Source organism: Pseudomonas sp. WS 5503 (genome assembly GCF_012985385.1).
In the GTDB taxonomy this organism is placed as follows: Bacteria; Pseudomonadota; Gammaproteobacteria; order Pseudomonadales; family Pseudomonadaceae; genus Aquipseudomonas; species Aquipseudomonas paracarnis.
The window spans coordinates 213,285-239,218 of the sequence record NZ_JAAQWI010000001.1 but is presented as its reverse complement, the minus strand read 5'-3'; the positions used below and the strand labels follow the sequence as shown (position 1 = coordinate 239,218).

Below are 25,934 nucleotides of genomic sequence, written 5' to 3'. Positions count from 1 at the left end.
GGGATATGAAAATGAATATGCCTGCAAAAAACGCGGCCCCGGTCAAACCCCTGGAGCCTGCCAAAACCGCCATCTCGGCCCTGTGGCGCCCGGCGCTGGTCCAGGCGTTCGTCAAGCTGGACCCACGCCAACTGCAACGCTCGCCAGTGATGCTGGTGGTCGAACTGACCGCCATCCTCACCACCGTGTTGTGCTTCGTGCCCGACACCACCGTGCCCACTTTTGTAGCGGTGCAAATCGCCGTGTGGCTGTGGTTCACCGTGCTGTTCGCCAACTTCGCCGAAGCCCTGGCCGAAGGCCGCGGAAAGGCCCGCGCCGACAGCCTCAAGGCTGGCAGCGAAGGCTTGAGCGCCCGACGCCAGGAAGCCGATGGCAGCTTCAAGGTGGTGCCGGCCACCAGCCTGCGCAAGGGCGATGTGGTACGTGTTGCCGCCGGGGAAATGATCCCCGGTGACGGCGAGGTCGTCGAAGGGATTGCGGCGGTCAACGAAGCGGCGATTACCGGCGAATCCGCCCCGGTGATCCGCGAGTCTGGCGGCGACCGTTCGGCCGTCACCGGCAACACGCGGCTGGTGTCGGACTGGCTGCTCATCCGCATCACCGCCAACCCGGGCGAGTCCACCCTGGACCGCATGATCGCGCTGGTGGAAGGCGCCAAACGCCAGAAAACCCCCAACGAAGTTGCGCTGGATATTCTGCTGATCGGCCTGACCCTGATCTTTCTGCTGGTGGTCGTGACCCTGCAGCCGTTCGCCCACTTTGCCAATGGCAGCTTGCCGCTGGTGTTCCTGGTCGCACTGCTGGTGACGCTGATTCCCACCACCATTGGCGGCCTGTTGTCGGCCATCGGGATTGCCGGCATGGACCGCCTGGTACGCCTCAACGTGATTGCCAAGTCCGGCCGCGCCGTGGAAGCGGCGGGGGACGTGCATGTGTTACTGCTGGACAAGACCGGCACCATCACCTTCGGCAACCGTCGTTGCTCGGCCGTGGTCGCTGCACCTGGTGTCAGTGGCCGCGAATTGGCCGAAGGCGCGTTGCTGGCGTCCCTGGCCGATGACACGGCGGAAGGCAAGTCCATCGTTGAATACCTGCGCGCCTTGCACCCCCAGGCCGAGCCGAGCCTGGATGCGTTGACCGCCGTGCCCTTCAGCGCCGAGACCCGTTTGTCCGGTGTCGACTATCAGGGCCGTGTGTTCCGTAAAGGCGCGGTGGACTCGCTGCTGGCGTTTATCGGCCAGCAACGCAGCGACCTGCTGCCTGCGTTGTCGCGGGAAATCGACAAGATCGCCCAAAGCGGCGGCACGCCCTTGCTGGTGTGCGCCGATGGCAAGTTGCTGGGGGCGATCCATCTCAAAGACGTGGTCAAGCCAGGTATCCGTGAGCGTTTTGCCGAGTTGCGCAAGTTGGGGATTCGCACCGTGATGGTCACTGGCGACAATCCGTTGACCGCCGCCGCGATTGCCGCTGAAGCGGGTGTGGACGATGTGCTGGCCGAAGCCACGCCAGAGAAGAAACTCGCGCGTATTCGCCATGAGCAGAACGATGGTCGCCTGGTTGCCATGTGCGGCGACGGCGCCAACGACGCCCCGGCGCTGGCCCAGGCTGACGTCGGCATGGCGATGAACGACGGCACCCAGGCCGCGCGCGAAGCCGCCAACATGGTCGACCTCGACAGCGACCCGACCAAGCTGCTGGACGTGGTGCAGATCGGCAAGGAGTTGCTGGTGACTCGCGGCGCGCTGACGACCTTTTCCATCGCCAACGACGTGGCCAAGTACTTCGCGATCCTGCCGGCGCTGTTCGCCTCGATCTACCCGCAACTGGGCGTGCTCAACATCATGCACTTGCAGAGCCCACAGAGCGCGATCCTCTCGGCTATCGTGTTCAACGCGCTGATTATCGTGGTGCTGATCCCGTTGGCCCTGCGCGGCGTGCGCGTGCAGGCCGCGAGTGCGGCGGCGTTGTTGCGGCGCAATCTGCTGATCTACGGGCTGGGCGGATTGTTGGTGCCGTTCGTGGGGATCAAGGCCATCGACATGTTGCTGACCGCGCTGCACCTGGTTTGACCTGGCCGCTGATCGTTCCCACGCTCCGCTGATCGTTCCCACGCTCCGCGTGGGAATGCCACCCCGGACGCTCCGCGTCCCACCGCACCACTGAATTGAGGAGTCTGAAATGTCCAACATCATCCGCCCAGCCCTGAGCCTGCTGGTACTCATGACCCTGATCACCGGCGTGGCCTACCCGCTGGTAGTCACTGGCGTGGCCCAAGTGGCCTTCCCCGATCAAGCCAATGGCAGCCTGGTGCGCGACGCCAGCGGCAAGGTGCGCGGCTCCAGCCTGATCGCCCAGGACTTTGCCGGCGACAGCTGGTTTCACCCACGCCCGTCAGCCGGTGCTTTTGCCACAGTGTCCAGCAGTGCCAGTAACCTGGGCCCCAGCAATCCGGCCTTGGCGACCCGCATAATCGAGGATGCCGGCAAACAGTCAGTGCCTGGCCAGGGCCCGGTGCCACTGGCCTCGCTGACAACCTCCGGCAGCGGCCTTGATCCACACTTGCCACCGCAGGCGATTGCCTATCAACTGGCGCGAGTAGCGGCGGCGCGAAATGTGCCGGTGTCGACCTTGCAGCGGTTGCTGGATGAGCACATCGAAAGCCCTCTGGTAGGCCCGCCTGTAGTAAACGTACTGGCCTTGAACATGGCTTTGGAAGCGTTGTAAGCCAGGCGATCGCCATCGCGGGCAAGCCCGGCTCCCACAGTGGAATGCATTCCAAATGTGGGAGCCGGGCTTGCCCGCGATGGCGGCCTTGAAGACTCTCTATCAATACCTGAAGGAACCCCCGAGCATGAGCGACGCCGGCCGCGCCGATGCCCTGTTAGCCGATCTGCCCCGGGACGGCCGTGGCCGGCTCAAAGTCTTCCTTGGCGCCGCGCCCGGTGTGGGCAAGACCTACGCCATGCTCCAGGCGGCCCATACCCAACTGCGCCAGGGCGTGCGCCTGATCGCTGGGGTGGTTGAAACCCACGGCCGCGCCGAGACCGAAGCCTTGCTCAGCGGCCTGCCGCAACAACCGCTGTTGCGTAGCGAATACCGTGGCGTGATGCTCGAAGAAATGGACCTCGACGGCCTGCTCGCCGCCAAGCCCAAGCTGGTGCTGGTGGACGAACTGGCCCACAGCAACGCTCCCGGCAGTCGTCATGAAAAACGCTGGCAAGACATCCAGGAACTGCTCGCCGCCGGCATCAACGTGTTCACTACGGTCAACGTCCAGCACCTGGAAAGCCTCAACGACCAAGTGCGTGGTATCACCGGCGTGCAAGTGCGCGAAACCCTGCCGGACTGGGTGCTGCAAGAGGCCGACGAACTGCTGCTGATCGACCTTCCGTCTCGCGAGCTGCTCGAGCGCCTGCGTGACGGCAAGGTGTATGTGCCCGAACAGGCGCGTGCGGCCATCGATGCGTTTTTCACCCAGACCAACCTCATGGCCCTGCGCGAACTGGCCATGCAAACCGCCGCCGCCCACGTCGACGATGACCTGGCCCAGGGTTACCGCCAACTCGGCCAGGCCGCGCCGGCAGTGCGTGGGCGCCTGTTGGTCGGTGTGGATGGCGATGCCCAAGCCGAACGCCTGGTGCGCCATGCCAGCCGCGTGGCTCAGCGTCGGCATTTGCCCTGGAGCCTGGTGCACATCGACAACGGCCGTGCGCGGGATGAGCAATCGCGCCTGCGCCTGCAAAACGCCCAGCAACTGGCAGAGCGGCTGGGCGGGGAAGTGGTGTTGCTGCGCGCCGGGGAAGTGGCCAAGACCCTGATCCAGCACGCCGCCGAACGCCGTGCCAGTTTAGTGCTGGTAGGGCAGTCACGGATGCGCTGGCGGCGGCGCCTGTTCGGTGGCGGCTTGGCGGCACGCCTGTTGCGCAATGCCCGCGGCTTGGAAATCAACGTCCTCGACAGCGATGACATGCCTGCACCGCCACGTCTGCCGGAGGTACGCGGGTTGGTGTGGTTCGATTACGCCCTGGCGGTGGTGGCGACCCTCGCCGCTGCCGCAGTGGCCTGGGCCGTGTCCAGTGCGTTGGCGCTGCCGAACATCTCGCTGGTGTTTCTTGCCGCCGTGCTGCTGGTGGCGGTGCGCAGCAGCCTGGGGCCGTCCCTGGTGTGTGCCGCACTGTCGTTTTTGACTTACGATTTTCTGTTTATTCCGCCGAATTTTTCCTTCGCCATCCAGCGCGAAGAAGACGTGTTGACCCTGTTGTTCTTCCTGTTGATGGCAGCGTTGACCGGCAACCTCGCCGCACGCCAGCGCCGCCAGTTGCAGGCGTTGCGCGATACCCAGGAAGAAACCAGCGAACTGCTCGACCTGTCGCGCAAGCTCACCGCTGCCACCGACCGCCAAGCTGTCATCAGTGCCGCCGCCCACCATCTGCAAGGTTGGAACGAGCTCGATCTGTGCCTGGTCAATCGCGATGGACAGGGCGGCTGGCAGGTCGAGACCGGTGGCCCGTTGACCCTCACCGAAGCTGAACGCGCCGCCGCCGATTGGGCCTGGCAGCATGATCAGCCGGCCGGCATGGGCACCGGCACCTTGCCGTTTGGGCGTTGGTGGTGGTGGCCGCTGTCAGGTGAAGAGGGGCCCTTGGGGTTGCTGGGTGTCAGTGCCAAGCCTGGCCTGGAATTGAGCGGGCAACGTCGACGCTTGCTCACCGCGTTGAGCCAACCGCTGGCCCAGGCACTGGCGCGGGCACAATTGGGGCAGGAGTTGGAATCGGCGCGCCTGCACGGCGAAACCGAACAACTGCGCAGCGCTTTGCTCGCGTCGGTGTCCCACGACTTGCGCACGCCATTGACCTCCATGCGCGGCAGCATCGACAGCCTGCTGGCCCTTGGTGAAGCCATCCCCCTGGAGGATCGCCGCGAATTGCTCGAAGGCACTCGCGACGAGGCCGAGCGCCTCGACCGTTATATCCAGAATCTGCTGGACATGACACGCCTGGGCCACGGTGCGCTGAAACTGGCACGCGATTGGGTGTCGCCCGGCGATATTGTCGGCAGTGCCCTTGGGCGATTGCGCGCCGTGCTGGCGCCGTTGCAGATGAGCACCGATGTGCCGCCGGAACTGCCCTTGTTGTATGTGCATGCGGCGCTGATTGAGCAGGCCCTGGTCAATGTGTTGGAAAACGCCGCACGGTTTTCGCCGCCCCAGGGCCGCTTGCAGTTGCGCGCGGGCGTGCAGGATGAGCAGTTGTTTTTTGCCGTAGCGGATGAAGGGCCAGGGATTCCCGAGGAGGAGCGTGCGAAGATCTTCGACATGTTCTACACCGCTGCCCGCGGTGATCGAGGCGGGCAGGGCACCGGCCTCGGCTTGGCGATCTGCCAGGGCATGGTCGGTGCGCACGGTGGGCATATCAGCGTGGCCGATGGTATTGACGGGCGGGGCACCTGCATCACCTTGTTTCTGCCATTGCCGACACAGCCTGCCCTGGAATAAACCTTGTAGGAGCGAGGGGGACGCCTGGTTCTTGCTCGCGAAGGTCGTTAACGATAATGATGGCGTCCTGAACGCACGCGGTGCCTTGAGGTTTTTCGCGAGCAAGCTCGCTCCTACAGGGGGGTGATTTTTTAATGGATTTTAATGAGACACCATGAGCCAGACCGCGACGATTCTTGTCATTGATGACGAACCGCAGATCCGCAAATTCCTGCGCATCAGCCTGGCTTCCCAAGGCTATAAGGTAATCGAAGCCGGCACCGGCAACGAAGGCCTGGCGCAGGCGGCCTTGAGCAAACCGGATCTGCTGGTACTCGACCTGGGCCTGCCCGACATGGACGGCCAACAGGTGCTGCGCGAGTTTCGCGAGTGGTCGAGCGTGCCGGTGCTGGTGCTGTCGGTGCGGGCCAGCGAAGGTCAGAAGGTCGAGGCCCTCGACGGTGGCGCCAATGACTACGTGACCAAACCGTTCGGCATCCAGGAGTTTCTTGCCCGGGTGCGTGCGCTGTTGCGCCAGGCACCGGCCGGAGAGGCTCAGGAAGCCGCCTTGAGTTTTGGCCCGCTGACGGTCGACCTGGCCTATCGCCGCGTTTTGCTGGACGGTGCCGAAGTGGCGCTGACCCGCAAGGAATACGCAGTGCTGGCGCAGTTGGCACGCCACCCGGGGCGGGTGATTACCCAACAGCAACTGCTCAAGGACATCTGGGGGCCAACCCATACCGAGGACAGCCACTACCTGCGGATCGTGGTGGGGCACTTGCGCCAGAAGCTGGCGGATGACCCGACCCAGCCACGGTTTATCGTGACTGAGGCGGGGGTGGGGTATCGGTTGCTAAGTGCCTGAGCGTTTGGTGCCTGTGCTGGCGCCATCGCAGGCAAGCCAGCTCCCACAGCTGAAATGCATTTCCCTGTGGGAGCCGGGCTTGCCCGCGATGAGGCCATCCGCAACACTTACACGCTCAACTCTGCTCACTCTCATACCGATCCAACGTATCACTGGCAATCTCCCGCCCCAAAGCGATCAATTCCGGCGCTTTATAGAACTCGAAAAAGCGGCACACCCGCTTTGGCACGTTGATCAGCACATCGGGCGGATACCCAGCGATCTTGTATTGCGCCAAGGAGGTTTGCATCACCTCGAAACTCTGGTTGATCAGGTCCAACAGCGATGCAGGCCCGACGTTGTCGATGATGAACGAGCCGGTCGCCGACTTCGGCGCGCCAGCTTTCTCCGGCGCCGCGGCGGGTTGCTGGGCTTCGGGTTCGGCAGACTCCAGCCACGGGTTGATTTCGGCGGCCTGGGCCTGCAAGGCTTCTTGTTCCAGTTTCATCAACTGCTCGGCTTGCTTGCGGCGAAACGGCAGGTGCGAACCCAGTGACTTGGCCAGGCTGTTGAAGCGGCTCTTGAACGCTGGCGGGCGCTGGATCACCGGCAATTGATAGTGCTTCTGGTTGGTGGCGTTGAGGTTGACCGCAATGATCAAGTCACAATGGCTCGACACCACCGGCACGATGGGCAGCGGGTTGAGCAGGCCGCCGTCCACCAGCATGCGGTTGCCTTGCATCACCGGGGTGAATAGGCTGGGGATGGCCGCCGAGGCGCGCATGGCCTGGTGCAGGCAGCCTTCCTGGAACCAGATCTCCTGTTGGTTGGTGAGGTCGGTGGCGACGGCGGTGTAGGGGATGCGCAGCTCCTCGATATTGATATCGCCGACAATCTTGCGGATTTGCCCGAACACCTTCTCACCGCGGATCGCTCCCAGGCGAAAGCTCACGTCCACCAGACGCAATACGTCGAGGTAGTCCAGGCTTTCGATCCAGTTGCGGTACTCGTCGAGCTTGCCGGCGGCGTAGATTCCACCCACCACGGCGCCCATGGAGCAGCCGGCGATACAGGCGATGTCATAGCCGCGTCGTTCGATTTCTTCGATCACCCCGATATGGGCGTAGCCCCTGGCCCCACCGGAGCCCAGCACTAAGGCAACACGTTTCTTCATGGCCAGATCCTTCGCAAAACAGGGGCCCACAATGCACCCATCAAGGGGCCTGCTTCAATCCTTGCTGACAGCGCGCAATATTTTTCCAGGCTGGCGATCAGCCTCGGGTATGCTCTGGCAATAGGTACTACTGATTTCAGGCTAAGGACAAGGCACTTTTCCCTGTAGGCAACGTCTACAGGCTACGACTGAATTTGTATATTTGAGGTGTCATCAATGAAAGCCTGGATCTGTGTGCCTGTGATCGTGTTGGCCTTGGCTGGCTGTGCCGGGAAAACCGCGTATCGCGACAGCTGTGGCTCGCAATTGGACGCCGCCTGGAAAGAGCTGGACCTGGCCAAGGCCGAAGGTTTTGCTGGCACTGTCAGCTACTCCAAGGCTTTGTCGCTGTTGACTGGCGCCAAGACTCAGCAGCAGTTTGAAGCGTTCGAGGGTTGCTCCAACAAGGCCGAAAAGGCGCGGTTCTACATTCGTGAGTCTCGCGCCGGGCGATGACCCTGCGGCGGATAGGATTTTTCATCGGAAAGTGAGGGCAGGATGTCAGCGTTGGTCAATCAGTTAGTCGCTCAGGTCATTGGCCTGGAAGTAGGGTTACTGAGCTGCCAGGCTCGCCTCGCCGCCGTCACTGACGATGAAGCCTTGCATGATTTGCGCACCACGGTACGCCGCCTGCGCAGCCTGTTGCGCCCTTTGCGCGGGCTGCCCGGTGTCGAACAGCTTGAATTGGCCGCCAGCACGGTTGGCCAACTGACTACGCCGCTACGCGACCGAGAGGTGCTGGCGGCGTATTTGCATCAGCACGGTTATCACGACGCGGCTGATCGACGCCTGCGTCTGCAGCCCGAGGCTTATCGCCAGGTGGCGCAAAGCCCGGAGTTGGCGCACTTGCTGCTGATTCTGGATGCGTTCCCACGGTTTATCCGCGCGTCCCAGCATCAGAAACTGCTCAAGGGCTTGCGCCCGCGCATCCAGAAACGCCTGGCCAAGCAATGGCAGGCACTCGATGGCGCCTTGAAGGACCCCGATCATGACCGCCACCGGCTACGGTTGCTGATCAAACGTGTGCGCTATGCCGCCGAGGCGTATCCCGAGCTGGACAAATTACCCACCAACGCCCTGTCGCACTTGAAGAAGGCCCAGAGTGCGCTGGGTAACTGGCATGACTGTTGGCAGTGGCTGGCCCAGGCCGGCCATGAGCCAGACCTGCAACCCTGCGTAGCAGTGTGGCAGCGCACCATGCTCAAGGCGCAAGGCAAGGCCGACCGTGTGCTGGACACGCTCAGCTCCGAGTGTTTTTAAACCGGTCCGGTTTTTGGCCGGAATGGGCGCTGTGCCTGTGCAATTCGATGGTTAAGATTCCTCCACGATTTTCTTGATGTGAGGTCGCCATGCGCTTTAGTGATTTGCTCGACGCTGCCCGTAGCAATCCGCTGGATGTCACCATCCCTGCCGAATGGGCCCAGGGCCGGGCCACCTTTGGCGGGCTGGTCGCTGCCTTGCAGTACGAGGCGCTGCGCGCCCAGGTGCCGGCGGACCGACCGCTGCGCTCGCTGGCCATCACCTTTGTCGGCCCGGTAGCGCCGGATGTAACTGCCAGCTATCAAGTCGAAGTGCTGCGCGAAGGCAAGGCGGTCAGCCAGTTGCTCGGGCGCGTGGTGCAGAACGGTGAAGTGGCGACCCTGGTCCAGGCCAGTTTTGGCGCCTCTCGCCCCTCCGAAATTGACGTGGCAAGTGAGCCGCCACCGGTATTCAAACATTGGGATGAGTGCCAGGAACTGCCCTATATCAAGGGTGTTACCCCCGAATTCATGCGGCATCTGGCGATGCGCTGGAGTGTCGGTGGCCTGCCGTTTACCGGCAATAAATCCCGCGACATGGGCGGCTGGGTACGGTTGCGGGGGGATGTGAAAGAGGAGCCACTGACCGAGGCGCATATCCTCGCCCTGGTCGACGCCTGGCCACCGGCGTTGCTGCCACACCTGAAAAAGCCCGCGCCGGGCAGCACCCTGACCTGGACCATCGAGTTCATCCAGCCGCTGCAAGACCTGACTACGCTCGACTGGTGCCAGTACCACGTCAACATCGAACACGCCCGCGACGGCTATGGCCACGCTGCCGCTGCCTTGTGGAGCCCGACCGGCGAGTTGATCGCCCTCAGCCGCCAGACCGTGGTGGTGTTCGCCTGAACCCGCCGGTCAGTGGTGGTGCCGCTGCCGCCAGGCGCGCCACCAGCCACCGCTGAGCACAAAGCGCGGGAAGGTCACGAACTGCTCAACCACCAGGCGCTGCACCGCATCTTTGCGATCACTGAACGGCTCACTGGCCTGGGCTTCCAGGCTATGGCCGTGACGCTGCAACGCCAGGCCCGCGACAATACCAATCACGCCGACGGCGAAGCTGGCCAGGCTAAGGCTGAACACGCCCGACACGATCAGCAGAAAACCGACGATAAACAGCGGCACGGCAATCAGGTGCAACGCCAGGTTGGTTGGGTGCTGATGGTTCTGTGGGTACTGACGCCATTGCCAGGCGGGGAGATTGGGGTGACGTTTGCCCATGGTGGTGAGTCCTCTGTCCGTTGAAACAACTTGGACAGAGTTTAGGTGGAGGTGGGCGAGGTGGCGAATTGGGGCTGGCTATGGGGCTCATAGTAATTATGCGATTTTTGCTCTATCTAGAAAAAATAATCGTCTGGACCATTTATGTATACATTCGGATCGCAAAGTGAAATGAATTTAGCCTTGAATTCAATTAGAGAATTTTCATTCTTTGCTTGGAAATGAAAAAGATCATTTTGCTTAGTGATATCAACAAGAAACACCTCTTTAATGGGGATGTTGTGTATTTTTAATTCGCGAATGCCATGACAATCGATGCCCATTCTGCAGGTGTTATAGCCTTTCCCTTCCCATTTTTTTGGCAAAGTATCTGGAAATTCGGGTATGTCGAATCCTAATCCCACAGAAGGTCGATCATTTTCTATTTGCAAAGAAAAAAGAGCAATTTGGCCGATTTCTACAGGCGTGCTAAAAATTTTTTCAAAAAAAATATTATGATCAAGTTCGTTCCAGTATTTCATCGACTTCTCCTAAAGTTGTAATGGTCCTTGCCGCCGTCTACGGTTCCGTTTCGAGGCTTGTCTATTGGTCGCAAATTGAAATGCGCTTTTTGGTCACCTATGCCGTCTGGTCTGCCGAATTTATGCCCGGCAGAATGGTCCTGAATAAGAACCTTCGAGCCGTCTGCTCTCGTGAATTGATAAACCCTTGAATTTATGGTTCTACCGCTTTCATCCAATATATTGTCATCATTCAAATCAGTCATTTTTTCTATTTTGTACTGTGTCGTTCTTCCTGAGCTCGGGTGTGTCATCACATCGGGGTTTTGAGTCATAGGTACATTGGCATCCCTTTTTGCTTGCCTGAACGCCCCTTTACGAGAGACATCAGGTATATCCGGTTCTGCAGGCAAAGAGCAGATCGGTTTTTTCTTTCCTGAGCCAGGACAATTTGCGCTCAACCCTAGAGGATCAACCCACCCCGTAGGGTTGGGCACATATTGGTACCCGTTGATCCCACCCGCCAACCTCACCGGGTCCGGCGTCAGGTAGCGACCAATATCCGGATTGTAGTAGCGATGGCGGTTGTAGTGCAGGCCGCTTTCCGCATCGAAATACTGCCCTTGAAACCGTAGTGGATTGTCGACTTTGCCCACGTCGAGCCGGGCGATCTGGCCGTAGGCGCGGTAGTGGGCGGACCAGACGATTTCGCCCTCGGGGCGGGTCAGTTCTTGCGGGGTGCCGAGGTGGTCGAGTTGGTAGTGGTAGGGCTTGGTTTCTTTTGGGCCGAAACCGTCCAACAGTGCCAGTGGGCGGAAGCTGCCGGGTTCGTAGAGGTAGCTGCGATGGCGTTCTGCATGGTGTTCGGCAATTAGCTTGTCGCCTTGCCAGAAAAACTCTGTGGTTATGTCATCCACGGTCTTGCTGATGCGCCGCCCAAATGGATCGTAGCGATAGCTGGCGGTCTGGCCGTTGGGTTGCGTGACGCTGATGAGCCGATGCTGGCAGTCATAGCGGTACTCAGTAACAAGTTGCTGGCCTTTGCCGCGCCGTTCGCGGATGAGGTTGCCGAAGGCGTCGTAGTCGTAATGGCGGTCGCCCTGGATCATCAGACGATTCGCCGCGACGATGTCCGGGCCGGGGCGGTCTTGCATCAGCAGGTTGCCGGCGGGGTTGTGGCCGAAGCGTTCCTGTACGTCCTGGGAGTGGTCGGCGCGGGTCAGGCGATTAAGCGGGTCGTAGCGGTAAAGCTGTTCGCCTTTGCGGGTGTCGAGCAGGCGGGTAAGGTTGCCGGTTTTGTCGTAGTCATATTGGCGTTGGTAGAAATAGTTTTGCTGCCGCGTAACGGCGTGGGCGTGCAGACGATTCTGGTCGTCGTAGTGGTAGTGGCTGAGCAGTTGGCCTTGCTGGCGTTGGTGTTCACGGCCGCTCTTGAATAGGTGCGAGGTAAGCACTTCACCGTTGAGTTCGACGGTGGCGAGGTGGCCGCCTTTGTCGTGGTTGAAGGTGAGGCGGTTATTGTCCGGCAGGCACAGGTTTTTCAGTTGCCCGCAGGCGTCGTAGCCGTAGCGCAGGGTGCCCCAGCCTTGGTGTTCGGCGGTGAGGCGGTTTTGGCGGTCGTATTCGTAGGCCAACGCCCAGTGGCCGTCCTCGACGCTGAGGAGGTTGCCTTGGCGGTCGTAGGTATAGTCGACAACGTTGCTGTCGGGCAGGGTTTTTCGTACGAGGCGTCCGGCGTGGTCGCGCTCGTAACTGGTGATTAGCTGACTGTTATCGTCGCCGTATTCGGTCTTCTCCAGCAGGTTGCCGTTGAGGTCGTAGGCATAGGCGGTGCGCTGGCCGTCGAAGCCGGTTTCCTGGCGGATCAGGCCATTGAGGTGGTAGTCGAGTTGGTAGGTTTCGCCGGCTTCGTTTTCGATCTCGGTGAGCAGCAGCCGCACGTTGTCGTAGCGATACTTGACCTGGGTGCCGTCGGCGTTGAAGCGGCGGCTGATCAGGTGCAGGCCGTCTGCGTATTCGTAGCGGGTGACGTGGCCGAGTTCGTCGCGTTCGGCGATGATTTTGCCGTAGGGGTTGTAGCTGAATTCCCTACAACTACCGCCTGGCAATACAAGACGAATCAACCTGCCGACGCTGTCCCATTCATAGACTGTCTGCGCGCCGTGTTCATCCTCACGGGCAACTTGCCGCCCCAGATCGTCATAGCGATAACGCTTGATCCCGCCATTGGGCAATTGCTCCTCAAGCAGTTGCCCGCGTTCGTTCCACACCAGTCGATGGCAACTGTGATCCGGGTACCAAATCCCAGTCAGTTGCCCGTGCTTGTTGTAGCTGTAGTCAGTAACCTCTCCATCGGGATCGGTCCTACGCGTAACATCGCCTTGTTCATTACGCTCGTATTTCCAGACCGCCTGCCCACGCCTGACAACCCTTACAAAACCGTTGTCATGCTCGTAGGACGTTGGCTCATCATCCCCCGGAAACAGCGCCACCAAGCGTCCGGCGTCGTCATATTGATAGGCCGTCACCGCGCCCATCGGGTCTTGCTCGACGGTCAGCCGGCCCTTGGCATCGTAGGATTTGTAATGCTGAGCGCCATCCGGATCGATGCGCTGCACCAAGCGCGTCCGGTCGTCATGGACATAGACTTCCTGGCTACCATCGGCGTTATGCACGGTGACGTGGCCGTCATCGCCCCAGGCATAACGCGTGTCCATCTGCGAGAAGCTCGCCCAATGCCGGACGCAACGCGCCGCCTTGCCAGACCGTTCCCACGCCCAGAAAAAACTCGCCCCACCGGCCAACTGCCGCTCAAGAATGACGTGCTGATCGTCGTACCGATAACGCTCGCTTTCCCCGACAGCATTGGTCGCGCAGACCAGTCGTCCGTGTTCGTCGTAGGCGTAGGAAACAAGGTTCTGTTCGGTTTCCCAAACGTAGGGCTCACGCCCTTTGGCGCGATGAACCTGGTAGTCCATCGCGACGATGCGACCCAACTCATAACGCAGCAGCAACGAACGACCGGCGCCATTATCCAACCGCTCAATCCGCCCAGAACGATCCCGGCAAAGGCGCAGCCGGTTGTCATATGCATCGCTGATGGTTGTCAGTACACCGTCGCGAAAGTGATAAAAACGCGAGGCCTGGGCCAGCACCAGTTCATCAGGAGCCGAGCCTAAATAGATCGCCGCTTCGGCCAGGCTATTGGTGATCGCGGGCCGAGAATCGGTGGGCAAGGGCAGGGTGGTCGAGCGATTCTCATGGTCGATCCACACCACCGAATCGCCCGACACACAAAGCCTGTGAGCCAGCGCATGGCTCCAACCAAACCCCAACCCACAATCGACCTCCACCGCGCTAGTGCGATACAGCCGCGTCCACTCAAACGGCAAAATCCCGTCCAGCGCGCCGTCGGTGAGTGTCAGCAATTCCTCGCCGGTGACCATCGACACCGGGCAGCCGTGAGTGACTGTTTTATCCGCTGGCGCCGCCGCATCGCCCTTCGGATTCGACGCCACAGCTGGCACATCATCGACAGACTCCTGACGGACCAACGTCGTGCGCTGGGTCTTGCCACGCACCATTGGCACCGGGTTCGAAACCAGCGTGTCGCCCGCCTTCAACGGCACAGCCGGCACTGCCTTGACCGGCGTCGCCGCACTGCTCAGCAACACCGGCTTGGCGGCCTCGACATGGGTTTCCAGCCGAGGCCCCGCCACCTGCTTGACCAGCAACTCCAATAACGCCCGCGCCCGCCCGGATTTGACGTGACTGAGCGTCTGCGCGCCCAGGCGCAGCTGGACCCCAATGCCTCGCGTGGCCCAGATCAGCAACAGATTGATCAAGACTTCGCCGGTGATTTCACCCAGCAGTTCGTACATATCGGGTGGCGGCAGCATGCGTACCCAGGCCACCAGCGCCGACAGGTAGATAAACAACAGCGGCTCATCACTGAGTACCAGCAACCCCTTGGCCAGCGTGTCTCTGCCCAGTTTGAGCAGCGCGTTCAGCTCGGTCTGGGACAGGTATTTCAGCAACGTTTCGCTGTTGGTCTTGAGGTTGGCGAGCAGGTCGTACAGCTCGGTGATGTTGTCCCACAGGTTATAAAGCGCGTTGCCCAGCCCGGCAGCAAAGGCCACGCCCTGTAAGGCACTGCGCTTGTAAGCCGGCGCTTTGGCAAAGTCTGCCCATCGAGGCTTGAAATGCTCGGCCCATGCCGTGCGCAAATCCGTTTCCAGCCCGGCGATCACAGACTCATAGGACGCATACAGCGCCTGGACGTGAGCCTTGGAAACAGTGGGATAAAAGGTGATTTCGTATTGTTGGTCGCGGCTACAGTCGCTGACTTCAAGAATGCCGCTGGGGCCAATGGTCCGATGCAGTGGCGCGCCTACCGGGCTGCCGTCCTGTGCAACGGCTTGCAGCATCACGGGCGTGTTGCCGATAGGCACGAACTGTGTGCTTTCGAACAGGTGCACCAGGGTCAACCCGCCCTGGGCTTTGCATTGAGCGACCGTGCGACTGGGTTTTTTGGAGGAAATTGGCGCGACCAGTGCGACGTCTTCCCCAACCTTGAACACCTGATCCACGCTAAGTGCCGACCCACTTAAAAAGCTGTCGGCCCACTTATCAAAGATATTCAGGCAGGTGCGAAAATCCGCGAATACGCGCTCGATGTTCGGCGCTTCGGGATCCATGGGCACCAGCACCAGGTTGGCCAGCACCGAGATCAAGAGACAGCCCCATTCATCAGGGCTCTAACGAACACCACCATCTGCAATCCCTCGCACTGTTTGATCAGGCGAGGGACTTTGCAGCGGTTGTCAGGTAAAAGAAGTCGGCGTTATGCGCGGAAATAGCGAGGAAACTTCGTCTTAACTTCAGGTAAACCGAGGCTTGGTCGTAGGAGTCGGATTACAGCTGGAACAGTCTTACAACTTCAACTGCCCAATCGCCTTGCTCAACTCCCCGGCCAACGTCGCCAGTTCATTGCTGGTAGTCGCCGATGCCACGGTTTGATGTACGGTGTTTTCGGTCACATCGCGAATGCTCACCACGGCGCGGTTCATCTCTTCGGCAACATGGCTTTGCTGCTCGGCGGCCACGGCGATCTGGGTGTTGCTTTCGCGCATCTGTGCCACGGCCCCGGTGATTTCAGCCAAGGCCACACCTGCTTCCTGAGCCTGCTGGACACAGTCATCGGCCTTGAATGAGCTTTCCTGCATGAAATCCACTGCGTCGCGGGTGCCGGCTTGCAGCGCCGAGACCATGCGGGTGATTTCGTCGGTGGAGCTTTGCACACGCTTGGCCAGGTTGCGCACTTCGTCGGCGACTACCGCGAAACCGCGACCCATTTCCCCGGCGCGGGCGGCTTCGATGGCGGCGTTGAGGGCAAGCAGGTTGGTCTGTTCGGCGATGCTGTGGATCACCCCGACCACGCCGTTGATTTTCTGGCTGTCTTCGGCCAGTTTCTGGATCATTTCGGCGGTCTGCTGTACCCCACTGGACAGCCCGGCGATCGAACGCTGTACCCGGGTGACCACTGCCTGGCCGCTGCCGGCGAGGGTGTCGGCGGACTGCGACAAGTCACGGGTGGCGCCTGCGTGCTGGGCGATGTGGTAGACGGTGGCGGTCATTTCGTTGATGGCGGTGGCGGCCTGGTCGGTTTCGCTTTGCTGGCCCAGCATGCCGTGTTGCACCTCGTTCATGCTGCTGGCCAGGCGTGCGGCGCCGTCGTCCAGTTGCCGGGCGGTGCGTGCCACGGTATTGACCACGCGCTGGTAACCGGCTTGCATGGCGTTGAAGGCGCTGGCCATCTGGCCGACTTCATCCTTGCAGGCCAACGGCACTCGCGCCGACAGGTCACCAGTTTTTTCAACGTGCAGCATTACATCCTTGAGGGTGTTGAGCTGACTGAGCAGGAAGCGGATCAACAACTGCGAGGCGCCGAGCATGGCTAGCATCAGCACTGCCACGGCAACGGCGTAATTGGCGAAGCGTTCACTGAACACCTGGCTCAGGCTCGGCGCGTAGGCGAGGACTGCGACCTGCTGGCCGTCGGCCCGGCTGATCACCTCGGCGCCGATCAGCGGGTTTTCACCGAACAACGGCATGGGGTTGAGTTCAGTCCAGCCGTTGGCAGTGCTCAGGGCGGGCAGGTCCTGGGGGATCTGGCCTTTGGAAAATGCGAGCCAGTGCTCACCAGTGGGCAACGTTCTGTCGGCTGGCCAGGCGCTGAGCAAGCGTCCTTGGGCCTGGGCCGATGCTTGCGATGCCTGGCTGCGCGCCTGTTGTTCAAGCTGTACCGCGTACAGCACCAGCAGCAGGGTGGTGATGAAGGCGACCGCGTTGACGGCCCAGAATTTGTATTTGAGCGAGATATTGCTAAGCCAGGCACCCATGGAAGGTTTTCTCTGATAGCGGAAACGGTATTGGCAAGGTGCCATTATTGTGCCGCTATTCAGAACAGCGCTTTTGATATGGGTCAATGCGCCGCATCAGTCGATGGCAGGCAAGCCAAAAAAGCGCCGGGCGCAGGCGGTGCTGTGCAACGCCAGATCTTCCATCGTTTCGTTACGGTGCAGGGCCACTTCGCGCAGTACTTCGGGCAGGTACGCCGGCTCATTGCGACCATTCTTCGGCTTGGGGCGCAGGGTGCGTGGTAGCAGATAGGGCGCATCGCTTTCCAGCATCAGACGGCCACCGGGAATTTCCCTGACCAGCGAATGCAGGTGGGTGCCACGGCGTTCGTCGCAGATCCAGCCCGTGATGCCAATGTGCAAATCCAGGTCCAAGTAACTGAACAGTGCTGCCTGTTCACCGGTGAAGCAGTGCACCACGGCGGCTGGGAGGTGGTCGCGGTAGTCTTTGAGGATCTCCAGCAGGCGCTGGCTGGCATCGCGTTCATGGAGAAACACCGGCAGTTGCAGCTCGACGGCCAGGGCGAGGTGTTCTTCGAGGACTTTTTCCTGCCGGGGGCGAGGGGAGAAGTCACGGTTGAAATCCAGCCCGCATTCACCCACGGCGCGCACTCGGCTGTCGGCGAGCAAGCTGCGCAGGCGTTGGGCGCTGTCGCTGTTCCATTCGCTGGCAGAGTGAGGGTGAATGCCGGCGGTGCTGAACAGGCGCTGGCCGCTTTCGTCGAGTTTTACACACAATTGCAGTGCCTGTTCGCTGCATTCGACGCTGGTGCCGGTGAGCACCAATTGCTGCACGCCAGCGGCGTAAGCGCGTTCGAGAACGGCCGTGTGCCTCTCGTCGAAACTGGGGTTGGTCAGGTTGACGCCAATATCAATGAGTTGCATGGTGCTATCTCCGCCTGCGGCCGGAAAGCATATCAGAGCTGTAGATTGATAAGAAAAACCAAGAACTACAACGCGTTAACGCTGTCTTTGAACGTCGCAAGCGACATTGTGGTGGGCCGATTGCCTACCACCGTGGCGCCGTTGCACGCCTTGCCAGCGCATAAAGCGCTCTGTTTCTGACCACCAGCACGTCGTTATTCGCGAAGGTGCTGGCCAGTTTTCTTTTCGGAGAGCGGATGATCCGACCCTCGGCGTTGCTTATGTTGTGCCTGACGTTGCTGCTGCCCATGGCGGCGGTCGCACGTCTGGATGGGCCGCTGCAAGTGGCCAAGCCCGGCAAGGTCCGCGACCTCGCGCAAATTCGCTCCAGCCGCACTCTGCGCGTATTGGTCAACCAGAGCCGCAACAGTTCCGGTGAAGTGCAGGGCCAGGCCATCGGTGTCGAATACCATCGGTTGCGTGCCTTCGAGCAGTACCTCAATGGCCATGCCCGTGATGGGCAGGCCATCAATCTCAAGATCATCCCCAAGGCCAAGGACCAGTTACTCGGCGCGCTGGCCCGTGGCGAGGGCGACCTGGTGGCGCCCGGTGAGTTGCTGGACGTGAAGGGCGTGCACAAGGTCAGCGCCAGCGACCCGATTGTCAGCGATGTGCCGTTGTGGCTGGTGGGCGTCAAGGGTGAACGACGCTTTACCAGGCTGGAGCAACTGTCAGGTCGCACGCTGACGCTGACCACGGGCAGTGCGGCGGCGGATGCCATCAGTCAGGTCAATCAAAAACTGGCTCTGCACAAGCGCCCCCCTGTGAAAGTCGAATGGGTTGACCCCAGCCTGGCGGTGGAAGACGTCCTGGAGATGGTGCAGGCCGGGATTTTTCACCTGACGATCGTGGAAAAACCCATTGCCCAACGCTGGTCGAAAATTCTGCCCAAGTTGCGCTTTGACAAGCAGGTGGTGATCAGCGAGCCGGGCGACGAGTTCTGGTTTGTGCGCCAGGATGCCTCGATGCTGCGCGCCAGCATTGATCGGTTTCTCAAGACCTATCACACGCCTTCCGACCAGGATGTGGCATTCCAGCGTATCTATCGACGCCTCTACCAGGTACGTAACCCGTTGGCGCGGGCTGACCGCCAGCGCCTGGAAAAACTGCGCCCGGTCCTGCAAAAACATGCACGTGAGCAAGGTATGGACTGGCTGAACCTGGCGGCGTTGGCGTTCAAGGAGTCTTCCCTGGACCCAGGCGCACGCAACAGCGGCGGCCCTACCGGCCTGATGCAGATCACGCCGTCGGCGGCCCAACGGGTGGGGGTCAACAATATCGAGACGCTCGACAATAATGTGCAAGCGGGGGCACGTTACCTGGCGATGATCCGCCGCAAGTTTTTCGCCAGCCCCAAGCTCAATGAGCGTGAGCGCATGGCCTTTATGCTAGCGGCGTACAACATGGGGCCGGAGCGAGTACAGGGCATGCGCACCGAGGCCAAGCGCCGTGGGCTTAACCCCAATCAGTGGTTCTTCCAGGTTGAACGCATTGCCATGGAGCAGGTAGGGATGGGCGGCGTCAGCTATGTTAATAGCGTCAACAAGTATTATTTGGCGTTCGATCGGCAGCGGGAGTCCCTGGAGCCGCCCGCGGCTAAAATTGCATCGCGTAAATAATCGAATTTTTAGATGTCAATTAGGCAATATTTTGGCTTTTATCATTGTTTAAACTGATTAATATAGCGGCCAACCAACCCCTACCTGGAAAAGGATTTACCCCCATGAGCCCAATGATTACCCGTGTACTGTCCACTCGCGCCGGTTATGGCCTGACTATTCTGCGCATTTTCGTCGGCATCATCTTCGCTGCCCACGGTTCGCAAAAACTCTTCGGCTGGTTTGGCGGTGGTGGCCTGGCGGGCACCGCACAATGGATGGAAAGCATCGGCCTGGCGCCGGGCACGCTGATGGCGCTGCTGTCGGGCGGTACCGAGTTCTTCGCCGGCCTGGCCCTGATCATCGGTTTGTTGGTTCGCCCTGCCGCATTGGGCCTGACCTTCCTGACGCTGGTGGCGATTTTCTCTGTACACATCCACAACGGGCTGTTCATGGCCAACAACGGTTATGAGTTCGCACTGGCGTTGCTCGGCGGCGCGTTGGCGGTGTTGTTGGAAGGGGCGGGCAAATTGTCTGTCGACCGCGCGATCACTCACTGATCGTTTAGCAAGCTGTACAGAAGGCCCGCTGATGCGGGCCTTTTCGTTGCCCGGGATTCTTGACACTGCCCCACCGGCTTCTCTAGGATGCTGCTCATGCGCCGATTTAAACAGCTAATTGCGGGGCGCCACTGGGACTCAATGCAGCCCGACAGAAGCACGCTTGCTCACGCAGGGCGTTCTTCGAAATACCGCTAAAGCGCTGGTTCGGTGTTGCCTCTCACCTGCCCGCAGACTTTTGAGGCAGAGACACGACACGATGAATGCACTACGCCCTCTCATACGCCTGGCCCCGATCACCGCGGACCTGACTCAACGCAATCCGAAAATCCTTCTGGGCGGTAAGCACCAGCCGACGCTGCTGCGTTATCTGGACGGCTGGCCACGCCGTTCCGGTCGACCTTCGGCGTTCCTGATCCAGTTTGTTGAAGACGGCGATTCCCTGGCCCGTTTTGCCAGCGATAGTTTCGACCTGGCAGTGATCCAGGCACCGAATGCCAGCAACGCCGTTGAGGTGATCCATCAACTGACACGCATTGCCCGCCAAGGCCTGATTACCCGTCGCTGAGCGACTGGTGATAGGCCGCCAACGTAGATGTTCGACGCCTTCGCTGGTATAGGAAAAGTACCCAGGCAATCAGGCACAGCAGCAGCGGTATTGTGGCGACCATCAGCCATTGCAGATATCGTTCGAAACGCAGCAGCGGGGCGTATGCCTGGGTCTTGAGCGCCTGCAACTCGATAGGCAATTGCAGGCGCTCTTTGTTGAGTGCCTGCAACTGGGTAGTGGTATCCACGGCTTGGGTCATGAGGCTGGTGTGGGGTGGGTTCAACCTGCGCCATGCTTGTTCTGTCTGCTCAAGTCGTCGCTCCATCGCAGTCGCACTTTTGCGATAAGCCTGTGCGGCTTCGTCGCGCATGTGTTCTAGCCTGCGCAGTGGTTGGCGCATCACACGGGATTGAATATTTCTGAGTGCCTCGGGCGCCGCCAGATTATCCAACGTGTTCAATACAAACTGCGCGTTGCCGTTGGGTAGGGCGTTGTTGAGCGTGTCCGCGAGCAAGTCCGTGTCGGCGACGATCACCATCTGGATCTGTTCTGCCCTCTGCAGCCCGGGCGGCTGGCCCTCCAGGCCGTCGGGAAACGCTGAATAAGCGGGCCCGTCAAGGCGGGCGGCGATGACATGGCGCTGTCCTGAAGTCGCTGATTCATCTATGAGTGAGTCGAACGTGGTAGCGGAAGCAAAGCGTTCTGCGTCCACCAATGCCGATTGGCGTGAGCTCAGCAGAAGCGGGGTCAACAGCGAGCGGCTTTTGGGGGCCAAGGAGAGCGCGCCGCTGCTCGATACGATGACCGAATGCAGTCCCCAGGTACTGATATCCGTCCTGGTCATTGCCTGCCTTGGCAGATGTAGCCTGGCCGGGTGCAGTACCGCGGGCATTCCGGTGTCGGGCGTTGCTGATGAGGCATAAAGATTATCGACCAGCAACTTGTCCGCAGGCATCTGGATACCCCATGCGGTCAGCAGCGCATCCAGCCTGGCGTTTGTGGATATGGCGTCGGCGCCTATCTCGCTCACCGGGTCGATGAACATCATCAGCTTGCCGCCTTTGAGTACCCATTGCTCAAGGGCATATAGGGCTCGACCAGATAGAGCGTGTGGCTGTACAACCATCAGTGTGTTCATGGAGGGCGGTACTTGGGTGATGTTCGCTGCCAATTCCACCACATTGAATTGCTCGCGCATCAACTCCAGTAACCCTCCGGCCGATTTGCCCAAGGGCAGTCCCGACAGTAGGCCAACAGTGGGGCGGTCAGGGTGCATCAACTTGTAGATCAGGTGGCTGATTTCATACTCGAGCAATGATTCATGCTCAGGGTTGAACGCTTGGATGCGTTGGGCGCCCTGGCCGGCACGCGTACCGATAAGGCCAAGGAATCCTTGTGTGTCATCAAGGCCAAACAAGCTGGCTTTATAGGCGTCCTCAGAGAACGGGGTGGGGTTGATAATATGTAAGTTGATCATGCCGTTGGCAGCTTTTTCGAATTCCTTGAGCAAGTCTTCCACGCGCCGGCCATAACGTTTCAATACCGGTTTTTTTTGCGGTGCATTGAGGGTGTTGAAGAAATATAAGTCCAGTTGGCTTTCAAGTGAAACGAGTAATTGCCGCGCCGATGGCGATAGGGTGTGGGTGTTTTCTTGGGAAAAGTCCCAACGGACAGTTGGCAGTTTGGGTACCCAGACTAAATTGAATGCCAGAAACAGTAGTGATATGACGATCAATGTCATACCCGCGCGAAAAGCGGATCCCATCAGTGGCGTTCCTATGTCAGCTGTTTCTGTAGTTGAGTGTGAGGGTGGTCGCAAACAGAAAAGCCAAGATCATGCTTATGAAGTACAGGCAGTCATGCAATGTCAACTTGCCGTTATCCATCGCGCTGAAGCGGGAAATCGGATCAAGGGATATCAAACTGTCGATAATCCATATGGGGGTCTGCTGTTCCAGTGCATCCAACATTGAAGATATCCCACTGGCGGCCAGCAACAAGCACAGCGTCAAGAGGGAAATCATAACGCGTTGGTTCGTCAGCACACAGGCAAAGCAACCTACAGAGAGATAGCTTCCCGCCAACAACCAACTGGCGAAGAACTGTGATGCGATAACGGTATTGTCGGGGGTGCCAAGATAATTGACAGCCATCACCCAAGGGAAATTAAGCATCAAAGCGATGCCACAGACGATCCATGCCGCCATAAACTTTCCAACCACTCGCTGCGTCGGAGTGACGGGTAAGGATTTCAATGTGTCGCAAAAGCCGGTATTGGATTCGTCGGACCATAACTGCGTCGATAAAATCGGTACCAGTAGCAGATAGAGCCATGGATGCAGTTCGAAGAAAGCCTGCAAATCGCTGCTGTTTTGCTCCAGCCAGTGATGGCTGTGCAACCCCATCGTCGCACCCAGCACGAGAAAAACCGCCACACTCAGATAAGTGCTCGGTGACGAGGCAAAGCTGGCGAGTTGTCGTTTGAAAATGATGGCTAGCAGTCTCAAGGATTTACCTCATGGCTCAGATGGTGAACGACATCGTTCAGGCGACCCGGCTCCAGATTCATTGACGTTATGTTCCAGCCACGGTGGGTGATGAGCGCGTTGATTGAAGGGAAGATGGAGTGCCCGGGCATGGCCAGAACAGTCACCTTGCCGGGGGCATGCCGGTCTTCTTCGATGCCTGCGACGCCAGGTAATACGGCAAGCGCCAGCAAATCCAGCGGGGTGTCCGCCGCCAGGGTCACAGCCTGGAAATGCCGGGAGCTGCGTTGCAAATCCGCCAGTGAAGCGTCGGCCACCAGGCGGCCACCGGCGATGACCAGGGCACGGGTGCAGGTATCCGCTAACTCTTGGTAACGGCGGGAGGCGATGATGATCGTCATTTCCTCGGTCAGGGATTGGATGAGTGCCCTGAACTTGAGCCGTTGATCAGGACATAGTCCCTCCGTAGGCTCATCCAGCAGAAGCAGGCTTGGGGAGTGCAGGAGTGCCTGGGCCATTGCGACTCTGCGCTTCAAGCCAAGTGGAAGCACATCGATCGGGCAGTTGAGCGCGGGCAGCAGTTCCAGTCGCGTGACTACTTGCTCGACTCGACTGCGCTTTTCAACACCGCTCAAACCGCGAATAGCGGCAATAAAATTGAGCATATGCCTGACGGACATCCTGTGATGATTGAGGCCGTCCTGGAGTTGATAGCCAACGACTTTTTTGGCTTGGAGTGAATGGGTCTGGGTACTGAAGCCTTGGATAGTGATTTGTCCTGAAGTAGGTTTGATTGCCCCGGCAATCAAACTCAGCAGTGCTGTTTTTCCTGCACCACTCTCTCCCAGCAGGGCCACACACTCCTGGCGCTGGGCGCAGAAGGAGAGGTTGGTGATAACGCTTTTTTTGCCCAGCTGTTTTGTCAAGTTGCTTATCTCGATCATATTTTTACCGAATAAGTTTTGCAGGGCGTGTGAGAGGTGCCGGCCGTATGGGAGAGAGCTTTAAAAAGGGTACGTTCAATAAAGTGGCTTGGGAACGCGAGACGTAACTAATAAGAAGAATCCTACGTTCGGCTCGATAATTCGCTGAAACAATTGTTTTGTTTGGAAGACTTATTAAAGCTCGGATGTTTATCTGGTGTTTATATAAGGTTTTTTCTTTTGTAATGAGGCCTGATTGCCATGATGCTTCTACGTACTCTTGTTCTTGAACGTAACGACGAAGACGCGCCCGTTAACGGCGCGTTGCTTTGTGGGTTCGCTGTCACGCAAGCCGGGTCCAACTTTCTCGTGTATAGCCTGGATGAGGAGACCGAACCCGGTCACTCCCGGGTCTATATCGCGGTATTACGTAAAAAGCTCGAACGCTATTTTCTGGGGGGGGTTGATTCAAAAGAGGACCTGCAATCAGCGATGCAGGTCTTCAAGCAGATCCTGATGATGGCGGCCGCGTCAGGTGCGAAGGCAAGCTCGATTGGCGACGCTGAGGTTCCCTTTCACTTTATTGACTTGAAGGGCTGCCGGCTGCCGCCTGCCAGGCCCGAGGATCATCACTCGGTGATCATCAAGAAGGCATTGGTCATGAAGGTGATCACCTTGGGTATGTCTGCGCCGGCGTTGCCTGCGATCGAAAGCAGCGCAGTGATCGTGCCTTCCATTCGCTTTTCGTCGCAAATGGTTGCGCCGCCCCGAAATCCGCGCACACCCACGGCTGTGCCGCAGCCTATGGATGAAGACACCTTTGAAGAGCCGGCGCAGTCGCTGGCCGCGATCCCACAGTTGCAGGTCAAGACCAGTGCGCCGCCTGTCCCGGATGAACAAAATGACAGTCAGTTTGAGCCAAACAACCTGCGGCTGGAGCCACCCGAGCCCGACCACTTGGACCCGCCTGCCCACCTGGAACATACCTCTTTGCTTGAAATGGACAGCGCGCTGAGCAATCTGGCCAAGGTCGCCCAAGAGTTGACGCAAAAAAAATGCGCCGTCCTCGAGAAAGAACAAATGCTTGAACAGTGGCAGGCGTCCCTGCAACAGCAGCAGAGCCAACTGGATGAAAAAGGCCGTGAACTTGAGCAGCGCCATACCTATTTGCAGAAGCAGGGGTTGGAGGTCAGTCAGAAAGCCGAAAAACTGACAATGATGATGTTGCAGCTGTCCGGCATGCGCCAGCGCATGCAGGGCATGCTGCTTGAGTTGGATCAAGTCCTGGAGGGCCATGGGTGAGGTTACAGGAGGCGCCGGCCTGGATACTTTCCAGGGTTCATTTATCATCAGTCCCAGCCAGCCGCTGCCTGGGCATGATGCCCTGGCGTATCGGCACCATTAGATATTGCCTGGGGATGTGAGCGTTTGAGTACCAAGCTGATTACCAAAGAGGGTCATGAAGCGCTGAAAAAAGAGCTGGATTACCTATGGCGTGAAAAACGTCCGGATACCACGCGTAAAGTGACCTGGGCAGCCTCCCTGGGAGATCGCAGTGAAAACGCCGATTACCAGTACAACAAGAAGCTGCTGCGCGAGATCGACCGACGGGTGCGTTACCTGCGCAAACGCCTGGAAGACATGCGGGTGGTGGAGTACATGCCCGAGCAGGAGGGAAAGGTGTTTTTCGGCGCATGGGTCGAAATCGAAAACGAACAGGGCGAGACCAAGCGTTTTCGCATCGTGGGTTATGACGAGATCTACGACCGTATGGATTACATCTCCATCGACTCACCCATGGCACGGGCCCTGCTGCGCAAGGAGGTGGATGACGAGGCAGTCGTACAGACCCCGGGCGGAGAGGTGTGCTGGTGGATCACCAAGATCGAATATGTAAAGCCGGCCTGATGGCACGTACCCTTGGC

At 59.4% G+C, this 25,934-nt stretch carries 21 protein-coding genes and 1 pseudogene; 13 read left to right on the top strand and 9 right to left on the bottom strand.

Going from position 1 to position 25,934, the window contains the following annotated elements; all coding sequences use genetic code 11:
- Positions 1–11 precede the first annotated feature (11 nt).
- The 5 genes and pseudogenes from kdpB (at position 12) to HBO10_RS01125 (ending at position 6,338) form a co-directional block, all read left to right on the top strand.
- Positions 12–2,069, top strand: a complete 2,058-nt coding sequence (gene kdpB, locus HBO10_RS01140; RefSeq protein ID WP_169918940.1) for a potassium-transporting ATPase subunit KdpB — start codon at positions 12–14, stop codon at positions 2,067–2,069.
- Between the two features lie 109 nt (positions 2,070–2,178).
- On the top strand, positions 2,179–2,724 hold the full coding sequence (gene kdpC, locus HBO10_RS01135) for a potassium-transporting ATPase subunit KdpC (RefSeq protein ID WP_034126712.1): 546 nt from the start codon (positions 2,179–2,181) through the stop codon (positions 2,722–2,724).
- A 127-nt stretch (positions 2,725–2,851) separates the two neighbouring features.
- Complete coding sequence (locus tag HBO10_RS01130) at positions 2,852–5,494, top strand: sensor histidine kinase KdpD (RefSeq protein ID WP_034127036.1); 2,643 nt, start codon at positions 2,852–2,854, stop codon at positions 5,492–5,494.
- Positions 5,495–5,525: 31 nt separating this feature from the next.
- Positions 5,526–5,612: pseudogene (locus HBO10_RS31170) on the top strand (outer membrane lipoprotein carrier protein LolA); the annotation flags it as partial.
- Positions 5,613–5,648: 36 nt separating this feature from the next.
- The gene (locus HBO10_RS01125) at positions 5,649–6,338 is read left to right on the top strand and encodes a response regulator (RefSeq protein WP_034126713.1); all 690 of its coding nucleotides are present in this window, start codon (positions 5,649–5,651) and stop codon (positions 6,336–6,338) included.
- 115 nt (positions 6,339–6,453) lie between these two features.
- Here HBO10_RS01125 and HBO10_RS01120 read toward each other — a convergent pair whose 3' ends face one another.
- Positions 6,454–7,491, bottom strand: a complete 1,038-nt coding sequence (locus tag HBO10_RS01120) for a patatin-like phospholipase family protein (RefSeq protein WP_003189836.1) — start codon at positions 7,489–7,491, stop codon at positions 6,454–6,456.
- A gap of 216 nt (positions 7,492–7,707) precedes the next feature.
- Here HBO10_RS01120 and HBO10_RS01115 point away from each other — a divergent pair, with 216 nt between their 5' ends.
- From HBO10_RS01115 to HBO10_RS01105, 3 genes are all read left to right on the top strand, one after another.
- Positions 7,708–7,986 carry a hypothetical protein gene (locus HBO10_RS01115; RefSeq protein WP_003189839.1) on the top strand — a complete coding sequence of 93 codons (279 nt, stop codon included), beginning with the start codon at positions 7,708–7,710 and terminating at the stop codon, positions 7,984–7,986.
- A 42-nt stretch (positions 7,987–8,028) separates the two neighbouring features.
- Positions 8,029–8,790 carry a CHAD domain-containing protein gene (locus HBO10_RS01110; protein WP_034126714.1) on the top strand — a complete coding sequence of 254 codons (762 nt, stop codon included), beginning with the start codon at positions 8,029–8,031 and terminating at the stop codon, positions 8,788–8,790.
- 89 nt (positions 8,791–8,879) lie between these two features.
- Positions 8,880–9,677 (top strand): thioesterase family protein, encoded by a 798-nt coding sequence (locus tag HBO10_RS01105; protein ID WP_034126715.1) that lies wholly within the window; start codon positions 8,880–8,882, stop codon positions 9,675–9,677.
- A 9-nt stretch (positions 9,678–9,686) separates the two neighbouring features.
- On the opposite strand, the gene HBO10_RS01100 is transcribed toward HBO10_RS01105, so the two are convergent.
- The 5 genes from HBO10_RS01100 to HBO10_RS01080 form a co-directional block, all read right to left on the bottom strand.
- Positions 9,687–10,049, bottom strand: a complete 363-nt coding sequence (locus HBO10_RS01100; RefSeq protein ID WP_003189844.1) for an Mpo1-like protein — start codon at positions 10,047–10,049, stop codon at positions 9,687–9,689.
- A 116-nt stretch (positions 10,050–10,165) separates the two neighbouring features.
- Entirely contained in the window at positions 10,166–10,570 is a 405-nt protein-coding gene (locus HBO10_RS01095; RefSeq protein WP_034126716.1) for an Imm50 family immunity protein, read from the bottom strand.
- A complete protein-coding gene (locus HBO10_RS01090) occupies positions 10,567–15,282 on the bottom strand; it encodes an RHS repeat-associated core domain-containing protein (RefSeq protein ID WP_169921881.1) in 4,716 nt (1,571 codons plus the stop codon). The genes HBO10_RS01095 and HBO10_RS01090 overlap by 4 nt, the downstream gene beginning before the upstream one ends.
- A 198-nt stretch (positions 15,283–15,480) precedes the next feature.
- Entirely contained in the window at positions 15,481–16,950 is a 1,470-nt protein-coding gene (locus tag HBO10_RS01085; RefSeq protein WP_034126718.1) for a methyl-accepting chemotaxis protein, read from the bottom strand.
- 96 nt (positions 16,951–17,046) lie between these two features.
- Positions 17,047–17,853 (bottom strand): TatD family hydrolase, encoded by an 807-nt coding sequence (locus HBO10_RS01080; protein WP_034126719.1) that lies wholly within the window; start codon positions 17,851–17,853, stop codon positions 17,047–17,049.
- A 236-nt stretch (positions 17,854–18,089) separates the two neighbouring features.
- On the opposite strand from HBO10_RS01080, the gene HBO10_RS01075 reads away from it, so the two are divergent.
- The 3 genes from HBO10_RS01075 to HBO10_RS01065 all read left to right on the top strand — a co-directional run bounded on the left by HBO10_RS01075 (position 18,090) and on the right by HBO10_RS01065 (position 20,618).
- Positions 18,090–19,511: a transglycosylase SLT domain-containing protein gene (locus HBO10_RS01075; RefSeq protein ID WP_034126720.1), complete on the top strand. Its 1,422-nt coding sequence runs from the start codon at positions 18,090–18,092 to the stop codon at positions 19,509–19,511.
- A 104-nt stretch (positions 19,512–19,615) separates the two neighbouring features.
- Complete coding sequence (locus HBO10_RS01070; RefSeq protein ID WP_003189852.1) at positions 19,616–20,050, top strand: DoxX family protein; 435 nt, start codon at positions 19,616–19,618, stop codon at positions 20,048–20,050.
- 259 nt (positions 20,051–20,309) lie between these two features.
- Complete coding sequence (locus HBO10_RS01065) at positions 20,310–20,618, top strand: hypothetical protein (protein ID WP_034126721.1); 309 nt, start codon at positions 20,310–20,312, stop codon at positions 20,616–20,618.
- On the opposite strand, the gene HBO10_RS01060 is transcribed toward HBO10_RS01065, so the two are convergent.
- The 3 genes from HBO10_RS01060 to HBO10_RS01050 are packed head-to-tail and all read right to left on the bottom strand — an operon-like array spanning position 20,605 to position 24,030.
- Positions 20,605–22,365 carry a Gldg family protein gene (locus tag HBO10_RS01060; RefSeq protein WP_034126722.1) on the bottom strand — a complete coding sequence of 587 codons (1,761 nt, stop codon included), beginning with the start codon at positions 22,363–22,365 and terminating at the stop codon, positions 20,605–20,607. The two genes, HBO10_RS01065 and HBO10_RS01060, sit on opposite strands and share 14 nt — an antisense overlap.
- Positions 22,366–22,381: 16 nt before the next feature.
- A complete protein-coding gene (locus HBO10_RS01055; RefSeq protein ID WP_034126723.1) occupies positions 22,382–23,107 on the bottom strand; it encodes an ABC transporter permease in 726 nt (241 codons plus the stop codon).
- Positions 23,104–24,030: an ABC transporter ATP-binding protein gene (locus tag HBO10_RS01050; RefSeq protein ID WP_034126724.1), complete on the bottom strand. Its 927-nt coding sequence runs from the start codon at positions 24,028–24,030 to the stop codon at positions 23,104–23,106. The genes HBO10_RS01055 and HBO10_RS01050 overlap by 4 nt, the downstream gene beginning before the upstream one ends.
- Positions 24,031–24,270: 240 nt before the next feature.
- Here HBO10_RS01050 and HBO10_RS01045 point away from each other — a divergent pair, with 240 nt between their 5' ends.
- Both HBO10_RS01045 and greB read left to right on the top strand, forming a co-directional pair.
- Positions 24,271–25,311 carry a hypothetical protein gene (locus HBO10_RS01045; protein WP_034126725.1) on the top strand — a complete coding sequence of 347 codons (1,041 nt, stop codon included), beginning with the start codon at positions 24,271–24,273 and terminating at the stop codon, positions 25,309–25,311.
- Between the two features lie 126 nt (positions 25,312–25,437).
- A complete protein-coding gene (gene greB, locus HBO10_RS01040) occupies positions 25,438–25,917 on the top strand; it encodes a transcription elongation factor GreB (protein ID WP_034126726.1) in 480 nt (159 codons plus the stop codon).
- The last annotated feature ends 17 nt before the right edge of the window (positions 25,918–25,934 follow it).